This window comes from Klebsiella sp. OBRC7, from assembly GCF_000293135.1.
Taxonomy (GTDB): Bacteria; Pseudomonadota; Gammaproteobacteria; order Enterobacterales; family Enterobacteriaceae; genus Klebsiella; species Klebsiella michiganensis.
The window spans coordinates 74,794-91,602 of the sequence record NZ_ALNJ01000085.1; the positions used below are offsets into that span (position 1 = coordinate 74,794).

General features: G+C 55.3%; 15 protein-coding genes and 1 tRNA gene. 12 read left to right on the top strand and 4 right to left on the bottom strand.

The features are described from left to right. The first annotated feature begins 41 nt into the window (after positions 1-41). Entirely contained in the window at positions 42-476 is a 435-nt protein-coding gene (locus HMPREF1144_RS16480) for a DUF3574 domain-containing protein (RefSeq protein WP_042927925.1), read from the top strand. Between the two features lie 101 nt (positions 477-577). Here the strand turns inward: HMPREF1144_RS16480 and HMPREF1144_RS16485 are convergent, their stop codons facing one another. Continuing rightward, the gene (locus HMPREF1144_RS16485) at positions 578-1,762 is read right to left on the bottom strand and encodes a NupC/NupG family nucleoside CNT transporter (protein ID WP_014228804.1); all 1,185 of its coding nucleotides are present in this window, start codon (positions 1,760-1,762) and stop codon (positions 578-580) included. Between the two features lie 273 nt (positions 1,763-2,035). Here HMPREF1144_RS16485 and efeU point away from each other — a divergent pair, with 273 nt between their 5' ends. From efeU to phoH, 4 genes are all read left to right on the top strand, one after another. Beyond that, positions 2,036-2,866, top strand: coding sequence for an iron uptake transporter permease EfeU (gene efeU, locus HMPREF1144_RS16490; RefSeq protein WP_009653546.1), 831 nt, complete (start codon positions 2,036-2,038; stop codon positions 2,864-2,866). 52 nt (positions 2,867-2,918) lie between these two features. Continuing rightward, positions 2,919-4,046, top strand: coding sequence for an iron uptake system protein EfeO (gene efeO, locus HMPREF1144_RS16495; protein WP_004849821.1), 1,128 nt, complete (start codon positions 2,919-2,921; stop codon positions 4,044-4,046). Positions 4,047-4,050: 4 nt separating this feature from the next. Beyond that, positions 4,051-5,331 (top strand): iron uptake transporter deferrochelatase/peroxidase subunit, encoded by a 1,281-nt coding sequence (efeB, locus tag HMPREF1144_RS16500; RefSeq protein WP_009653523.1) that lies wholly within the window; start codon positions 4,051-4,053, stop codon positions 5,329-5,331. Positions 5,332-5,843: 512 nt separating this feature from the next. After that, positions 5,844-6,632, top strand: coding sequence for a phosphate starvation-inducible protein PhoH (phoH, locus tag HMPREF1144_RS16505; RefSeq protein WP_004871266.1), 789 nt, complete (start codon positions 5,844-5,846; stop codon positions 6,630-6,632). Positions 6,633-6,682: 50 nt separating this feature from the next. On the opposite strand, the gene HMPREF1144_RS16510 is transcribed toward phoH, so the two are convergent. Next, a complete protein-coding gene (locus tag HMPREF1144_RS16510) occupies positions 6,683-6,976 on the bottom strand; it encodes a YciI family protein (protein ID WP_009653462.1) in 294 nt (97 codons plus the stop codon). Positions 6,977-7,130: 154 nt separating this feature from the next. Next, positions 7,131-7,814 (bottom strand): MipA/OmpV family protein, encoded by a 684-nt coding sequence (locus tag HMPREF1144_RS16515; protein ID WP_009653494.1) that lies wholly within the window; start codon positions 7,812-7,814, stop codon positions 7,131-7,133. A gap of 710 nt (positions 7,815-8,524) precedes the next feature. Between HMPREF1144_RS16515 and tssB the strand changes: the two genes are divergently transcribed. The 7 genes from tssB to HMPREF1144_RS16555 all read left to right on the top strand — a co-directional run bounded on the left by tssB (position 8,525) and on the right by HMPREF1144_RS16555 (position 15,664). Continuing rightward, entirely contained in the window at positions 8,525-9,019 is a 495-nt protein-coding gene (gene tssB / locus HMPREF1144_RS16520; protein WP_042927926.1) for a type VI secretion system contractile sheath small subunit, read from the top strand. 23 nt (positions 9,020-9,042) lie between these two features. Continuing rightward, entirely contained in the window at positions 9,043-10,587 is a 1,545-nt protein-coding gene (gene tssC / locus HMPREF1144_RS16525; protein ID WP_009653396.1) for a type VI secretion system contractile sheath large subunit, read from the top strand. 12 nt (positions 10,588-10,599) lie between these two features. After that, positions 10,600-11,937 carry a type VI secretion system baseplate subunit TssK gene (tssK, locus tag HMPREF1144_RS16530; RefSeq protein ID WP_042927929.1) on the top strand — a complete coding sequence of 446 codons (1,338 nt, stop codon included), beginning with the start codon at positions 10,600-10,602 and terminating at the stop codon, positions 11,935-11,937. Next, positions 11,934-12,602: a type VI secretion system protein TssL, short form gene (gene tssL / locus HMPREF1144_RS16535; protein WP_009653499.1), complete on the top strand. Its 669-nt coding sequence runs from the start codon at positions 11,934-11,936 to the stop codon at positions 12,600-12,602. Before tssK ends, tssL begins: the two co-directional genes overlap by 4 nt. A 695-nt stretch (positions 12,603-13,297) precedes the next feature. Further along, entirely contained in the window at positions 13,298-13,726 is a 429-nt protein-coding gene (tssE, locus tag HMPREF1144_RS16545; protein ID WP_052544850.1) for a type VI secretion system baseplate subunit TssE, read from the top strand. A 29-nt stretch (positions 13,727-13,755) separates the two neighbouring features. Beyond that, positions 13,756-15,120 (top strand): VasL domain-containing protein, encoded by a 1,365-nt coding sequence (locus HMPREF1144_RS16550; RefSeq protein ID WP_009653413.1) that lies wholly within the window; start codon positions 13,756-13,758, stop codon positions 15,118-15,120. A 55-nt stretch (positions 15,121-15,175) separates the two neighbouring features. Further along, positions 15,176-15,664, top strand: coding sequence for a hypothetical protein (locus tag HMPREF1144_RS16555; protein ID WP_042927931.1), 489 nt, complete (start codon positions 15,176-15,178; stop codon positions 15,662-15,664). Between the two features lie 934 nt (positions 15,665-16,598). Here HMPREF1144_RS16555 and HMPREF1144_RS16565 read toward each other — a convergent pair. After that, positions 16,599-16,686: transfer RNA gene (locus tag HMPREF1144_RS16565), tRNA-Ser, on the bottom strand. Positions 16,687-16,809 lie beyond the last annotated feature (123 nt).

Here is a 16,809-nt window from a genome sequence, read left to right on the forward strand (position 1 = left end):
TACGCTGATATCTCAGCACAAATAACAATGAGGGTAGCGAAATGAGTTTCAGACAGGGTGCAATGGCGCTGGTACTGGCAGGGATATTAAGCGGCTGCGTAGCGCCCGCCGCGAAGAGGGCTCCGGCGGCGGACGCTAACGCCTGCCCGGCGGATAATGCCATGGTGCAAACCACGCTTTATTTTGGCTTAAGCCGTCCGGCCGGGAAGGATATTACCGCGCAGGAGTGGCAGCAGTTCGTTGACCGCGACGTGACGCCGCGCTTTCGCGATGGCCTGACGGTCTTTGACGCGCGCGGGCAGTGGCTTGGCAATGACGGTACCGTGGCGCGAGAGCAGAGCAAGGCGCTGATGCTGATTCACGGCAAAGATGCGAAGAGCGAAGAGGGGATTGAGGCGCTGCGCACGACCTATAAATCACGCTTTGCGCAGGAGTCGGTGATGCGCGTTGACCAGCCGGTCTGCGTGCACTTTTAATTTGCATCAGGTGAAATTCCCGGGTTGCGGCTAACGCCTTACCCGGGCTACTTAGCTACGCGGGCCTGTTACCCCGGGATAACAGGCCAAACGCGCTTCGGTTACAGCACCAGCCCCGCAAAGCTGGCGGAGAGCAGGCTGACCAGCGTTGCGCCATACACCAGGCGCAGGCCGAAGCGGGAAACGATATTTCCCTGCTGCTCGTTCAGGCCTTTAATCGCCCCGGCGATAATGCCGATAGAGGCAAAGTTGGCGAAGGAAACCAGGAACACGGATAAAATTCCCAGCCCGCGCGGCGTCATGCTGGCGGCTATTTTTTGCAGCTCAATCATGGCGACAAATTCATTGGCCACCAGTTTCGTCGCCATAATACTCCCGGCGTTCAACGCATCGCTAAGCGGAATGCCAATCAGCCACGCCAGCGGATAAAAGACGTAGCCGAGGATCTGCTGGAAGCTCAGGCCAAATATCGTGGCGAACAGGGCATTTATGGCGCTAATTAAGGCGATAAAACCAATCAGCATCGCCAGAATAATCATCGCGACTTTAAAACCGGCCAGAATATATTCACCGAGCATTTCAAAGAAGCTCTGCGACTCATGCAGTTTTTCAAGCTTGATCTCCTCCTCGCTGCCCGGACGCGTCGGGTTAATGATCGACAGCACAATAAAGGTGCTGAACATATTCAGGATCAGCGCGGCGACGACGTATTTCGCGTCGAGCATACTCATATAAGCGCCGACGATGGAGAGCGACACCGTCGACATCGCGGTGGCCGACATGGTGAACAGGCGGCGTGAAGAGAGGTCGCCGAGCACGCCTTTATAGGCAATAAAGTTCTCTGATTGACCGAGGATCAGCGAACTGACCGCGTTGAAGGACTCCAGCTTACCCATACCGTTGACCTTTGACAGCAGGGTGCCAATCAGACGAATGAAAATGGGCAGAATACGCCAGTGCTGAAGAATACCGATGAGCGCGGAGATAAAAACAATGGGGCACAGCACGCCAAGGAAAATAAACGCCAGCCCTTTTTCACTCATACCGCCAAATACAAAGTTGGTGCCTTCGGCGGCAAAGCCGAGCAGTGATTCAAAAAAGGATGCGATATTTTTCACTAGCCACAGGCCGCTTTCGGCGTGGAGAAAAAAGAAAGCCAGGGCAACTTCAATAATAATTAACTGGATAATATAGCGAATGCGGATTTTTTTACGGTCGTAGCTGGCAAGCCAGGCAAGGGCGAGTATAACCACCAGCGCCAGCAGGAAGTGCAAGAATTGAGTCATGTCGTTTATTTCGCAGGTCAATAAGGCCGCCATTTAGCCACAGCCGGGCAGCCGGGTAAATATCTGGCGCAAAAAATCCTGTCCTCCTGCCCAGTGGAGCCTGGGCTGCGAGATAATCGCGCAAGTCATTATTTGTTCGCGACTGATTTACAAATCGTCATCATTCACTCCACATTTCACTTGTGTTTCTGATTATTGTAATGATAATCACTATCATAAATATTTACCTATCTTTGCATCAGTTGACTGCGGTTCACATTTAAGGGTGTTGGCATGTTTGTCCCATTTCTCATCATGTTACGTGAAGGCCTGGAAGCTGCGCTGATTGTCAGCCTGATTGCCAGCTATCTGAAACGCACCCAGCGCGGTAGCTGGATTGGCGTCATGTGGATTGGGGTGCTGCTTGCGGCGGCGCTGTGCCTGGGCCTCGGAATTTTTATCAACGAAACCACCGGCGAGTTTCCGCAGCGCGAGCAGGAGCTGTTCGAAGGCATCGTGGCGGTGGTGGCGGTGTGCATTCTGACCTGGATGGTGTTCTGGATGCGTAAAGTGTCGCGCAACGTCAAACAGCAGCTTGAGCAGGCGGTCGATAATGCCCTCCAGCGCGGAAATAACCACGGCTGGGCGCTGGTGATGATGGTCTTTTTCGCCGTTGCGCGTGAAGGCCTGGAATCGGTCTTTTTCCTGCTCGCCGCTTTCCAGCAGGATGTCGGAATCTGGCCGCCCATCGGCGCGATGCTCGGCCTGGCGACGGCCATCGTTTTAGGGTTCCTGATCTACTGGGGCGGCATCCGTATGAATCTCGCCGTCTTTTTCAAATGGACCAGCCTGTTTATTTTACTGGTGGCCGCAGGCCTCGCCGCGGGGGCTATCCGCGCCTTCCATGAGGCCGGACTGTGGAACCATTTCCAGGCGGTCGCCTTCGACCTGAGCAACGTCATTTCGACGCACACCCTATTCGGCACGCTGCTGGAAGGGATCTTCGGCTATCAGGAAACGCCGACCGTCAGCGAAGTGGCGGTCTACTTTATCTATTTGATCCCGGCGCTGGTGCTGTACGTCTCGCCGCCGGGTAAAAAAACCACCGCATCCCGGGCAGCGTAGTCGGGCATCGCGGATTGCAATAGTGACAACATACTTATCGAAAGGGATGGTCATGATGAATCATTTTCGTCGTAATGCGCTGCAGCTTACGCTCGCTGCGCTGTTCAGCTCGGCTTTTTACGCCCAGGCGGCCGATATTCCGCAGGTCAAAGTGACCGTCACCGACAAACAGTGCGAGCCGATGAACGTCACCGTGAAGGCGGGTAAAACCCAGTTCATCATTCAGAATCACAGCCAGAAAGCGCTGGAGTGGGAAATTCTGAAAGGGGTGATGGTGGTGGAGGAGCGGGAGAATATCGCTCCCGGCTTTACGCAAAAGCTGACGGCCAACCTGCAGCCGGGCGAATATGATATGACCTGCGGTCTGCTGACCAACCCGAAAGGCAAACTGACGGTGACCGGCGAGGCGACCAAAGATGCCGCCAAAGCCGATGCGCTGCTCAGCTTGGGTGAAGCCATTACCGCCTATAAAGCCTGGGTTACCGCCGAGACCGCGGAGCTGGTTAGCGGCACCAAAGCCTTTACCGATGCGGTGAAAGCGGGCGATATCGAGAAGGCGAAAGCGCTGTACGCGCCGACGCGCCAGCACTATGAACGTATTGAACCGATCGCCGAGCTGTTCTCCGATCTCGATGGCAGCATTGACGCCCGCGAGGATGACTACGAGAAAAAAGCCGAAGATCCGAAATTCACCGGTTTCCACCGGCTGGAAAAAGCGCTGTTTGGCGATAACAGCGTCAAGGGAATGGATAACTATGCCGATCAATTGAACGCCGACGTTCTCGAGCTGCAAAAACGCATTAGCGAACTGGCGTTCCCGCCGTCAAAAGTGGTCGGCGGCGCTGCCGGGCTGATTGAAGAAGTGGCCGCCAGCAAAATCAGCGGCGAAGAAGATCGCTACAGCCATACCGACCTGTGGGATTTCCAGGCCAACATTGACGGCGCGCAGAAAATCGTCGACCTGCTGCGTCCGCAGCTGCAGAAAGAGAACAGCGCGCTGCTGGCGAAGGTGGACGCCAACTTCAAAAAAGTGGATACCATTCTCAGCAAATACCGCACCAAAGACGGCTTCGAGACCTATGACAAGCTGACGGATGCCGATCGTAACGCGCTGAAAGGCCCGATCACCACGCTGGCGGAAGATTTGGCCCAGCTGCGCGGGATCCTGGGTCTGGACTAAGTCGATGGCTGAGCAAAAATATGATGTTAATGAACCGTCCCGGCGGCGGTTGTTAAAAGGGATCGGCGCGCTTGGCGGCGCGCTGGCGATAACCGGCGGCTGTCCGGTGGCGCACGCGGCAAAAGACAACAGCTCTCCGGGCACGCTGTCGCCAAACGCGCGTATGGAAGCGCAGCCGTTTTATGGTCCCCATCAGGCCGGCGTGCTGACGCCGCAGCAGGCGTCGATGATGCTTGTCGCCTTTGATGTGCTGGCCAGCGATAAAGCGGACCTTGAGCGGCTGTTTCGCCTGCTGACCCGGCGTATTGCCTTTCTGACCAAAGGTGGTCCCGCGCCGGAGACGCCGAACCCGCGGCTGCCGCCGATGGACTCAGGCATTCTCGGGCCGTGGATCGCCCCTGATAATCTGACGATCACCGTCTCGGTGGGGCATTCGTTGTTTGACGAGCGTTTCGGCCTGGCTAATCATGCGCCGAAGACGCTGCAGAAGATGACGCGTTTTCCGAACGATTCGCTGGATGCGGCGCTGTGCCACGGCGATCTGCTGCTGCAAATTTGCGCCAACACCCAGGATACGGTGATTCACGCCCTGCGCGACGTGATTAAGCACACTCCGGATCTGCTCAGCGTGCGCTGGAAGCGGGAAGGGTTTATCTCCGACAGCGCCGCGCGCAGCAAGGGTAAAGAGACGCCGGTGAATCTGCTGGGCTTCAAAGACGGCACCGCGAATCCGGTCAGCACCGATAAGGCGCTAATGGATAAAGTGGTGTGGGTCACCGCCGACCAGGGAGAGCCCGCGTGGGCGACGGGCGGCAGCTATCAGGCGGCGAGGATTATTCAGTTCCACGTTGAGTTCTGGGATCGCACGCCGCTGAAAGAGCAACAGACTATTTTTGGCCGCGATAAGCTGAGCGGCGCGCCGCTTGGAATGCAGCACGAGCACGACGTGCCGGATTACAGTAAAGACCCTGACGGCGAAACCATTGCGCTCGATAGCCATATTCGTCTGGCCAATCCGCGCACCCCAGAAACGCAATCCAGCCTGATGATGCGCCGGGGCTATAGCTATTCGCTGGGGGTGACCAATTCCGGTCAGCTGGACATGGGGCTGCTGTTTGTTTGCTACCAGCACGATCTGGAAAAAGGCTTCCTGACGGTGCAAAAGCGCCTGAATGGCGAAGCGCTGGAGGAGTACGTGAAGCCCATTGGCGGCGGCTATTTCTTTGTTCTGCCGGGGGTTATCGACGATCGGCATTATCTCGGGCAATCGCTGCTCGAAGCCTGACGTACCTGCCCGCAAGGGCAGGGCGTTTTCTGCTGTTTTTCCATTCATTTTTTGTATTTCCTGCCTTGTTTCATTTTTCTGTAATCTTATAGTCGGAAACTCTCCTCAGCTGCGATGAGAATTATTTGTTGTCTGTATGTGAAAAATAAGTTGCGCTTAGAATTATTTCTGATGTACTTATTACAAGCGCGGTAGTTCTCGGCAGTAGTCTCGTTTCATTATGGAGATCGCGAATGCCCGATTGCTGTAACGGAAAATGTCAAACCCCAGACCGTACTCATCAGCACGGGAGCCCAACTTCCGGCCGCGATTTTCACACCGCAAAATCCTCCTCCTCCTCTATCAAAGAAAACCAGAACCCAGGCAAGGTTACCGGTGCGCGTAGCCGTGACCCTCTGCCAATTCGTCAGGCAAGCAATGGCTTACAAGGAAGCCAAACCTCAATCGTTAGTGCGCATAATCGCGTCGATCGTGGCGCGTGTGATGTAAACCAACAACGCAAGGTGCTATCCATGGGAAGACAAAAAGCAGTGACCAGAGCTCGTCGTGAGGCCAAACGTGTGCTGAGACAGGATTCGCGAAGCCATAAGCAGCGCGAAGAAGAATCGGTCACATCGCTTGTGCAAATGAGTGGCGTAGAAGCCATTGGCATGGCGCGGGATAGCCGCGATGCATCGCCAATCGAAGCGCGCAATGACGCTCAGGCGCATTATTTGAATGCCATCGACAATAAACAGCTGATCTTCGCCACGGGCGAGGCCGGGTGCGGTAAGACCTGGATTAGCGCGGCAAAAGCAGCTGAAGCCCTGATCCATAAGGATGTGGACAGAATTATTGTTACCCGTCCCGTTCTGCAGGCCGACGAAGATCTCGGCTTCTTACCGGGAGATATCGCCGAGAAGTTTGCTCCCTATTTCCGACCGGTCTATGACGTGCTGGTGAGAAGGCTAGGGGCTTCCTTTATGCAGTACTGCCTGCGTCCGGAAATCGGCAAGGTGGAAATCGCGCCGTTCGCCTATATGCGCGGACGTACATTTGAAAATGCGGTGGTGATTCTGGACGAGGCCCAGAACGTGACCGCTGCGCAAATGAAGATGTTTTTGACCCGCCTCGGGGAGAACGTGACGGTTATCGTCAACGGCGACATTACCCAGTGCGACCTGCCTTCTGGAGTCCGCTCGGGCCTGAGCGATGCGCTGGCGCGTTTTGAGGAGGATGAGATGGTCGGTATTGTGCGCTTTACGACCGATGATTGCGTGCGCTCAACGCTTTGCCAGCGCGCGCTGAAAGCCTACTATTGAGTCCTTTTGAGTCTGCAAAGCCCGGGCGACCGGGCTTTGTTTTTAGCGCACTACAGAAGAGCCTGCAGTGAGGGGCTGGCCATCGTTGCTTCAAAAGGAACGATCTCGACTTTTGCTACGCCCGATTGCTGAAATGGATCCTGGCTCAGCAGGTTTTGCAGCGCATCCAGATCATCGCCTTTAGCCAGAATCACGCCGCCGGACCTGGGGATTTTACGCCCCGAAGCGAGAAATATTCCGTCAGCGTACCCTTGCTTCAGCCACTCCACGTGCGCAGCAAGCTGGGCGTCTACTTCCTCAAGCGGTTTAACGTAAGTCAGAACAACAACGGCAATGGTGCTCATTTTCCTTCCTTAACATTTAAAGGTAACGCTGCAGAAGTTTATCATTAGCGTGGCGGGGGTTTCTGGCTTTTTTCATCACTTTATCCAGGCCGCTATAAACGAAAATAACGGTAGTTTACTGCTATAAAGGGAATCATTGTCGCTGACCTGTAGCTCAAAATGTCCAGGTGATTGCCGCCGTCACGGTACCTTCATTGCGCCGTGAGACGAGCGGGCTGTCAGCGGCGTGTTCTCCGAGCCAGGTATAGCCGGCGCTGAGCGTGGAACCCCAATGGTCGTCATATTGATGGCTCCAGGTCAGCGCGTTATCGATGCCGTAAAATCCGCCGGCTGCGCGATAGAGACGATAGCCGGAACGGGCGCTCTGCCGTTGATCGACCCCGTAAAAGGTATTGGCGTACCGGCTGTCGCCAAACAGCGCGGCGGACTGTAGGGCAACGATATCCTGCGAGTTCTGGAGCAGCAGGAGGGTTGCGGACGTCTGATAATGCACGCCCTGGGCGTCGGTGAGCGGAAGTGTAGCCTTGCCTTCAACGGTGAGCCACGGCGTGACCGACCAGCCGACGGCGAAGGCGGTATTCATGGTGGCTTTAATATTACCCATCCCCTTCAGCGTATTCGCCCCATCGCGCCAGTCTGAGTTTTTTTCCGCTCGCCCGAGGTCATAACCGAGCGTGTGCTCGAAGTAGAGGCCGCTGTCGCCAGCCAGGTCATAGCCTATGCCTTTTTTAATTGACTGCGGAAAATGGTCTTCTTTCATCCATGCGTAGATTTGTGAGCGATGGAGTCCGGTTCTGGCCTCAACCTGTTTTATGCGCAGTAAATGGTACGGTGCCATCAGTCTCTCCGGTTCAGTCGGATGGGAGAGCTTTATTACTCGTCAGTCAGCGTTGAAAAAAGAAATAAATGAATTTCCAGTATGGGAATTAAAGTGAGGTGCTGCATATTTAATTTTGTATTTTCTGGGTGAATGTTTTCATTGCTGAAAATCAGCAATGAAAGACATGGTAACGTCTGGTGTGATTTTAATTCATTGTGTGAATGAAAAATGCATTTTCATCGTGTTTTCGGAATGGTTCATTTTCCGGGAAAGAGTTTTGTTGCAGAGGGGAGCTGTATTCAAATAATTAATTTGTATTGTGAATATTTTCGGGGCTTATTCTTAAAATTTAGTTTGTCTTATTTTGGACTGTGCTGTGTCTATTCAGATATAGCGCGGCTTTGCGTCACATTTGTTCAGGTATGATCACTTTTATTACTTTTTTCGACATTGAAATATTTCTTGTGAGGAATATTCTCTTCCGTAAGTTCAGCTTCCGTTCTGTGCACAGACAGCCTTTTAGCTGAAATCGCATGTTGTCTGCATCCCTGGCCTTGTTCTGTTAGTTGCGCCTGTCACTGTCCTTTTTTGGACTAAAATTCTGTATAGTATATTTTTTCAGATCATTGATCTGAATCACCGATTTTTAATAGTCATTTGTTCCACAATGCGATTTGTAAAGGCGTGTCAGTGATGACAACTGAACATCTGACAGGAAGAGGGTGGATATGGCAAATTCGTTTCAGAATGAGATACCGAAAGCACGCGTTAACATCAAACTGGACCTGCATACAGGTAATGGGCAGAAGAAAGTGGAACTGCCGCTGAAATTACTGGTTACGGGGGATTTCAGTAATGGCCTGGAACAGCGTCCGTTGTCTGAGCGGGAAAAGGTAGATATTAACAAGAATAACTTCAACAGTGTGTTAGGGAAATTTAATCCGTCGGTCAATATCGCTGTCCGGAACACCCTGGCCGGGGATAGCAGCGAAGAAAATATCCGGCTTACTTTTAAAGATATAAAAGATTTTGAACCGGAGCAGGTAGCCAGACAGATCCCACAAATGAAGGCACTTCTCGCCATGCGCAGCCTGTTGCGCGATCTCAAATCTAACCTCCTGGATAATTCCACGTTCCGCAAAGAGCTGCAGACGATTCTACGTGACCCGGCGTTGAGTAATGAACTGCGTGACGAAATCGCCGCGCTTGCGCCAAAAGACTGACGGATAAAATAAGGAAGATGCTGATGTCTGTACAGAATGAAAATGCCTCGTCTGCAGGCGAAACCGTTGTGCTGGAACGTCCGGAAGCAGGAGGCGTTTACGCTTCTTTATTTGAAAAAATCAACCTGAAACCGGCCTCTCACCTGAGTGATATCAATACCTGGCAGGATGAAGCAGCGATGGCGGAAGCAGATGCGAACGAGCGTATCACCGCCGGGGTGCAGGTTTTTATGGACTGCATCCGCAAATCGGGCCAGCAGGTTGAGAAGCTCGACAAAACCTTAATCGATCACCATATTGCCGAACTGGATTATCAGATAAGCCGCCAGCTTGATGAGGTGCTTCATCATCCGGATTTCCAGGCGTTAGAGCGCCAGTGGCGAGGTCTGAAGCACCTGGTGGACAACACCGACTATCGCCAGAACGTGAAAACGGAAATTCTGGATGTGTCAAAAGACGACCTGCGTCAGGATTTTGAAGATTCGCCAGAGCTGATTCAAAGTGGATTATACTGGCATACGTATATTTCTGAGTACGATACTCCGGGCGGTGAGCCGGTTGCGGCGGTGATTTCGGCATATGAGTTTGATGCCAGTCCGCAGGATGTGGCGTTACTGCGTAACATTTCGAAAGTGTCCGCCGCAGCGCATATGCCGTTTATCGGCTCTGCCGGTCCGGCGTTCTTTATGAAGTCCTCAATGGAAGAAGTGGCTGCCATCAAAGATATCGGCAACTACTTTGACCGTGCCGAGTACATCAAGTGGAAGTCCTTCCGCGACACCGATGACTCCCGCTATATCGGCCTGGTGATGCCGCGGGTGCTGGGCCGTCTGCCGTATGGCCCGGATACCGTACCGGTACGCAGCTTTAATTATATTGAACAGGTGAAAGGCCCGGATCACGAGAAATACCTGTGGACCAGCGCGTCGTTTGCCTTTGCCGCCAATATGGTGAAGAGCTTTATTAATAACGGCTGGTGCGTGCAAATCCGTGGCCCGCAGGCCGGTGGTGCCGTGAAGGATCTGCCGATCCATCTTTACGATTTGGGCACCGGCAATCAGGTGAAAATCCCCTCTGAGGTGATGATCCCGGAAACCCGCGAGTTTGAATTCGCTAATCTTGGCTTTATTCCGCTGTCGTACTACAAAAACCGCGACTACGCCTGCTTCTTCTCGGCGAACTCCACCCAGAAACCGGCGCTCTATGACACGGCGAACGCGACCGCCAACAGCCGTATTAACGCGCGTCTGCCGTATATCTTCCTGCTGTCGCGTATTGCCCACTACCTGAAGCTTATTCAGCGCGAAAACATCGGTACCACCAAGGACCGTCGTCTGCTGGAACTGGAACTCAACACCTGGGTGCGCAGTCTGGTGACCGAGATGACCGATCCGGGCGACGAGCTGCAGGCATCCCATCCGCTGCGCGATGCGAAAGTGGTGGTTGAGGATATCGAGGACAACCCGGGCTTCTTCCGCGTGAAACTATACGCAGTGCCGCACTTCCAGGTGGAAGGGATGGACGTGAATCTGTCACTGGTGTCGCAGATGCCGAAGGCGAAAGCGTAAGGCGGAGGCGCGATGAAGACAGTACGACCACTGTGGGGGCGGGGCCAGATGGTCTCGCCACAGCATTTTCAGCAACAGGCGGCGCTTGCCGCCTGGTCTGCCGAGAGTATTGCGCGGATGGGGGCAATGAATCCCTGGGGAATACAGAATGCGGAATTTGATACTGCGCTGCTGAAACAGGGGAAACTGAAGGCCAGCCATCTGTGCGTGCGTTTTGTCGACGGCACGTTCATTGATACCGGTAATACCGATGCGTTGCCGTCGGTGATGACGCTGCCACCGGTTAGTGAACTGACGGTGGTGCTGGCACTGCCCCATGAACATGAAAATGGCGGCAACTGCCTGCAACCGGAGGAAAAAGCGGAACGTCCGGTGCGCTGGCGTCTCGGCTGGCGGGAAGTGCGTAACCGTTATGGTGATGACAGCCGCCAGATGGCGGTGATGCAGCCGGAGCTGACCCTGCGATCGGCGGATGAGGATAACGGTAATTACCAGACGGTGTCGGTCGCCCGCCTGTCGCGTGACAGCCAGGGCAACTGGTCGCAGGACGCTGGCTTTATCCCGCCGCTGCTGAACGTGCAGGCCAGTCCCTGGCTGGCGGAACAACTGGAACAGTTACTGAGCCAGTTGCGTCTCCGTCTGCAACGGCTGATGGCGATGCGCCGGGAGAGCAACGAGCGGATGGCGGATTTTGCGGTGGCCGACGTGTCGCTGTTCTGGTTGCTGAATGCGCTGAACAGCGCAGAGCCGGTGCTGGGGCATTTTCAGCGCCACCCGCAGGTCCATCCGGAACGTCTGTACCAGGCGCTGGCGGGGCTGGCGGGGAGCCTGCTGACCTTCTCGCTGGAACATACCACCGCCGATATACCGGCTTACCGCCATGAGCGCCTGACGGAAGTCTTCCCGCCATTGTTTGCCCTGGTGGAAGTGCTGCTGGAAGCCAGCCTGCCGTCAAGGGTGGTGGCGATAGATCTTGAGCGCGACGACCGGCGTAAGCGCTGGCACGCCCGTCTGCATGACCCGAGACTGCGTGAGGAGGCCGATTTTTATCTGTCGGTACGCTCCGCGTTGCCTTCGGCACAACTGCTGGAGCAGTTCCCGGCGCAGTGCCGGACCGGTTGTCCGGATGAGGTTGACCGTATTGTTAACGGCTCAGAGCGCGGCGTGCCGCTGAAGGCCATGACCCACGTTCCGGCGGCCATCCCGCTGCGCCTGGAAAACCAGTATTTCACCCTCGATATGACCCACCCGGCTGCGCAGGCGATGCTGGCGGAAGGACACTGCGTGTTCTACGTGCCGGGCGGGCTGGGCGAACCGGAGCTTGAACTGTATGCGGTGCTGCGCTCATGAAAACGGATATCAATACTGACGCCCTGCTGGCGGATCTGTGGCTGACGGTAACAGCGCTGCGACAGGGGGCAAGGCTTGCCGACGGTGAAGGGGAGGCGCTCTGGCAGCACTGCGTGGACACCACGGACCTGGTGATGACGCGCCTGGAAAAGGCGGACGTCAGCGAAGCCAGCCGTCAGCATATTCTGTATGCGGTCTGCGCCCTGCTGGATGAAACCGCCAAAGGGCGCGACGGCGAGGACGACGCCTGTATCGTCTGGTATGACCGTCCGCTGGAGGTGAAATACTTCGGCACCATGACCGCCGGGGACATGCTGTATGAGCGGATGCGCCAGGTGCTGCGTGAGCCTGCGCCGGATCCGCTGGTACTGACCTGCTTTCACCGGGTGCTGATGCTGGGCTTTAAGGGCAGTGTCGCCTCCCTGAATGACCCGGTGCGCGAACGGCTGTTTCAGGAACTGGCCGGGCGTGTCCCGGCATTTGACGTGGAACAAAGCCATCCGCTGCTGGCAGACGTTCCGGCGGGCAGCGGGTTGCGTGAATGGCTGCGGCACTGGCCGGTATGCATCGGCCTGTCCGCCATCGTGATGGCAGTGCTGTGGCTGGGGCTGAACCACTGGCTTGACGTTCTGGTGACCACGCTGCTGCCAGGAGCCGGAAAATGAGTGCGGCGCATCACCGGCTGCTCTGGCTGTGGGGCGGGTTGCTCGCGGCATTACTGTGCCTGCTGTTTTTGCCACTGACCGGTGGTGAGCGCGGTTTTGCCATTCTGCTGGTCGCCGCCGCTGTGACTGCCGGTCTGGTTGTTGCCGGTCGCCGTCCGGGCGAATCAGCGGAGGGAGAGTACGGGCTGAACGACCTGCCGGACACGCCGTACCGCCTGCCGGTGGTGCTGGTCTGCGGCGATACCGGAGACTGGCCGGGAGAAAGTACGGTTCACCGCACGGCGCAGGGGTGCTGGCTGAAGGTTTCCACGGTACAACTGCAACAGACGGTACGCCATCTGCTCTGGCGGCGTCCGGAGCTGGTGTCACAGCTGGCGGTGATGGTTTGCGTCTGTCCGCAGCAGCATGACGACGGGGCCTTACTCACTGCCCGGTTGCACGAACTGCGCTGGCAACTGACGCGGGTACGGCGTGATGCCCGGCGTCAGGTGCCTCTGCTGCTGTCCGGCACCCTTGCCGGACGGGCGGTGACCGCACCGGTGTGGCAGTCTGCGCTGCCGGGTGAGGCCATTCAGGTCTGGCAGGACGGCGAGGCTCCGCAAAGCGCCGGTGTCTGGCTCCTGCAGGACGCCCCCCCGGCCCGTCTGCGCACGCAGATCCTGTTCAGCGCCCATGCCCGTTTCGTCAGCGAAGAGATCCTGCCGGTACTGACCGGCGATAACCCGGATAGCCTCGACCTGCATCAGGTCAGCGAGGAAAACCAGGTGATTCTGTCGGTGCTGGACAATATGCAGCGTATCCTCAACTGCCGGGCGGGAACGCTAGCCCATCTGCCGGACTACGGTCTGCCGGATATGACGAAGATACTTCAGGGAATGCCGGGTACCGCCCATGAACTGATGGGGAAGCTCTCCACGGTGCTGCTGAAATACGAGCCGCGCCTGCAACGTCTGACGGTGGTATTACTGGAACAAACGCAGCCGGGCGAATTGCGCTACGCCATTGACGCGGAGCTGAAAGGCGTCGGGCTGGTGCGCTACGGCACCGAGTTTATGCCGGAGGGTAAAATCTTAATCCGGCACATGAAACAGCAGCATTACCTGGACGCCCGCGCGGCAATCTAGCTTCTCTCCCTCTGACCGAATCCACTATCATGACAACATTCTCTGAACGTTACCTTAAAACAGGTGGCGATCCGCGCACGTTAGCGGACTACACCGCGTTACGTGATGAAATGAACAAGCTGATCCACCCGGCGCGCCCGGACGTCAACTGGCCGCACGTGGAAAAACTCTGCCTGTCGTTGTTTGAGCACAACGGCGTGGAGCTACAGACCGCCGCCTGGTATACGTTTGCCCGCACGCAGATCGCCGGAGTGTACGGGCTGAACGAAGGGCTGGCGTTGCTGGAAGCACTGATAGCCTGCCAGTGGAACACGTTGTGGCCGCAACCGGTCGCCGTGCGGATGGAAATCCTCAGCACCCTCAGTAAACGCCTGCAACAGGCCATGCGTACACAACTCTTTGCCTGTGCCGATCTCGGTGCATTATACCGGGCAGAACAATATCTGAAGACGCTGGGTGAGGTGCTGCAACGGCTGGAATTAAAACAGGTCAGCCAGTTTGAGCCGTTGCAGACGCTGATACATAACGCTGCCGTGCGACTGGAGAGCGCCGACAGCGTCGCGCCGTTTAACAGCGACAGCGATACCCTGACTGGGAAGATGTCGCAAGTAGGGGAGGCGGAACCGGTACGGATGCCGTCTGTGGAGCCGTCGGGTAAACCTGCCGGGAACGTGCGGTGGATCTATGTGGCACAACCAGAGCCGCAGCAGAACGTGGAAGTGGTAAGGGCACTCCCGCCAGCCAGACGCTGGAAACCGTTTATAGTGGGGATGTTCACCATGTTGCTGGTCGGCGGGAGCACTGTATGGGACTGGCTGGCACTGAATCAGCCCGATCCGGCGGAAGTTCAGTTGATGGCTTCACTGATGCCCTTGCCGGTGACGGTGACTCACATGCAGCTACAGTCTCTGCGAGGCAGAGCCATGTCACCTGACGCGGGGATCAGCGAGACACAGCAGCAACTCGCCAGACTTGCCCGCCTTCCACCGGACTGGAATATTGATTATGGCAATCAGGTTGTTCAGCAGGCGCTCACGCTATGGCCGGAACAGGCCGGACCGCTGGCGACGCAGTGGCAGCAGCGAGTCTCCGCCGCCGCGCTACCTGCTGATAATCTCAATGGCTGGCATCAGGGGATGGCACAGCTACAACACCTTGCGAACCAGCTGAATGCGCTGGACGAAAAGCGCGGTAAGTATATGACAGTGAGTGAACTCAAGTCGGTGGTCTTTTCCATGACGCAGGCGTTCAGCAGCGCGGTCCCGGTGGAGGAGCAGCTACGCCTGATGGCGCAACCTGATCAAACATCGCCGGATCTGCAACGTCTGACCGAAATGCATCTGGAACAACTCACGGCCCGCTATGCGTTGCTTAAGCAGAAAACACCCGAGTGATACCGCAATTTGTGAACCATGGTTAATCAGGTTATCAGTGAGTAAGGGAAATATTGTGTCAGTCAGAGAACGTTTTTTTAAGAAGGTGCAGCAGAAGAACAATCGCGCACTGGGCAGTAATAAATCGGCTGAGGCAGAAGTACAGGCATTCTGCCAGCGAATGGATGAGCTGGCACAGCAGATTAATATGTGGTTTGAGGATTCGGGGATCGAGGTCATCATAGCGAAAAAATATCTCCATGACCTGAGTACCGTAGGACTTAGCCTTAACAGTGGCGTATGTCGCTATGAAATTACTACTATCAGATTACAGAACGGGAACCGCAGCGTCAGTATTATTCCGGAGCAGCTTTGCCGGGCGGGGGACAGAGGTTGTGTCACCATGAACGTTGACGCGCCTGACACTGCTCCTGGAAGGCAGACATTTTATTTGTGCATGGCACCGAATAGTGGCTGGTTGATCCGCAATGAAAATCAAGGGGCGCTGGGCAACGTTCTGTTGACCGAAGATGTATTTTTCCGGGCCATTGAGAATCTGGCCTGAATGTAACCTTGCACGCTGACTGACACAGAGTCCGGTTCCTTTGCTATTCAGTGACGATCAGAATTGACAGGTAGCTTTGTCCCGGTAACGGATGCTGAAGGTGGCGTGGTCAGTATCAGGACCATGCCAGTCGCGCTGCCTCGATGCGTAGAAACACAGAGCCTAATTTTTACGCGATTCGGTTAGCGCTGTTGGACCTGCGATGCAGAGAAATGACGAATAACAAATTATAAAGGTGACAGTTAAGACACTTTCCGATTCCACAGTGAAGATAATTATCTCAGTGTGCGTAGCCTTTCTGAGCTATCTGCTTAAATATCTGCCTAAATTCCAGCTTTTTACTATCTTTAGTCGGCTATCCATTGCTGACAAGACTCGGCTATTTTCCCTGCTACATAAGAGCAGCGGCGGATTTCTGGATGAGTGTTCGATTCAGAGCCAGATGCAGGCATACGGAATCAATTACAGTCCGCAGTTTATGAAGAATCTGTTTTACTATACGCATAAAAATAATATCCGTACCGACAACAAAGATCTCTCCGTATTTTTATCGTTGCTCTAAACACATTAAACGCCGCGCAATTTGTCACATCATTATCAAACTTAGCAACTCATCCCCCCGGTGGGGTGCAACAGGCAAAAAAAAGCCCGTACTTTCATACGAGCTCTTCTTAAAATATGGCGGTGAGGGGGGATTGACTCGCTGCGCTCGCCGTTACTCGGCCCGTCCCTGGGCCTCGCCCCTGCGGGGCCAGCGCAAGCGCTGTTCAAAATTGCTCCCGGCAATTTTGTCGGGGCAGATTCCTCGCAGGCTCGTCATCTGTCCAACTGGCTGTCGCCAGTTGTCGAACCCCGGTCGGGGCTTCTCACCCCCCCGGCGGGTGCTATATGCGAAAAAAAAGCCCGTACTTGCGTACGAGCTCTTCTTAAAATATGGCGGTGAGGGGGGGATTCGAACCCCCGATACGTTGCCGTATACACACTTTCCAGGCGTGCTCCTTCAGCCACTCGGACACCTCACCATATTGTCTTTCCCGTTGTTGCCGGGAACGGGCGCTAATTTAGGGAAATACGTATCTCCCGTCAATCAACTTTTTTAAAAAATCGCGCGTTTAGCCAAACTTCAAGCAACTTGCTCCCTAAAT

What these genes read in the sequence shown, in the direction of transcription:
- HMPREF1144_RS16480 (WP_042927925.1), top strand. Translation starts at nt 42, where the DNA reads ATGAGTTTCAGACAGGGTGCAATGGCGCTGGTACTGGCAGGGATATTA.
- HMPREF1144_RS16485 (WP_014228804.1), bottom strand. Translation starts at nt 1,762, where the DNA reads ATGACTCAATTCTTGCACTTCCTGCTGGCGCTGGTGGTTATACTCGCC.
- tssB (WP_042927926.1), top strand. Translation starts at nt 8,525, where the DNA reads ATGGCAAATTCGTTTCAGAATGAGATACCGAAAGCACGCGTTAACATC.
- tssC (WP_009653396.1), top strand. Translation starts at nt 9,043, where the DNA reads ATGTCTGTACAGAATGAAAATGCCTCGTCTGCAGGCGAAACCGTTGTG.
- HMPREF1144_RS16510 (WP_009653462.1), bottom strand. Translation starts at nt 6,976, where the DNA reads ATGAGCACCATTGCCGTTGTTGTTCTGACTTACGTTAAACCGCTTGAG.
- efeB (WP_009653523.1), top strand. Translation starts at nt 4,051, where the DNA reads ATGGCTGAGCAAAAATATGATGTTAATGAACCGTCCCGGCGGCGGTTG.
- phoH (WP_004871266.1), top strand. Translation starts at nt 5,844, where the DNA reads ATGGGAAGACAAAAAGCAGTGACCAGAGCTCGTCGTGAGGCCAAACGT.
- HMPREF1144_RS16515 (WP_009653494.1), bottom strand. Translation starts at nt 7,814, where the DNA reads ATGGCACCGTACCATTTACTGCGCATAAAACAGGTTGAGGCCAGAACC.
- tssK (WP_042927929.1), top strand. Translation starts at nt 10,600, where the DNA reads ATGAAGACAGTACGACCACTGTGGGGGCGGGGCCAGATGGTCTCGCCA.
- HMPREF1144_RS16550 (WP_009653413.1), top strand. Translation starts at nt 13,756, where the DNA reads ATGACAACATTCTCTGAACGTTACCTTAAAACAGGTGGCGATCCGCGC.
- tssL (WP_009653499.1), top strand. Translation starts at nt 11,934, where the DNA reads ATGAAAACGGATATCAATACTGACGCCCTGCTGGCGGATCTGTGGCTG.
- efeO (WP_004849821.1), top strand. Translation starts at nt 2,919, where the DNA reads ATGATGAATCATTTTCGTCGTAATGCGCTGCAGCTTACGCTCGCTGCG.
- efeU (WP_009653546.1), top strand. Translation starts at nt 2,036, where the DNA reads ATGTTTGTCCCATTTCTCATCATGTTACGTGAAGGCCTGGAAGCTGCG.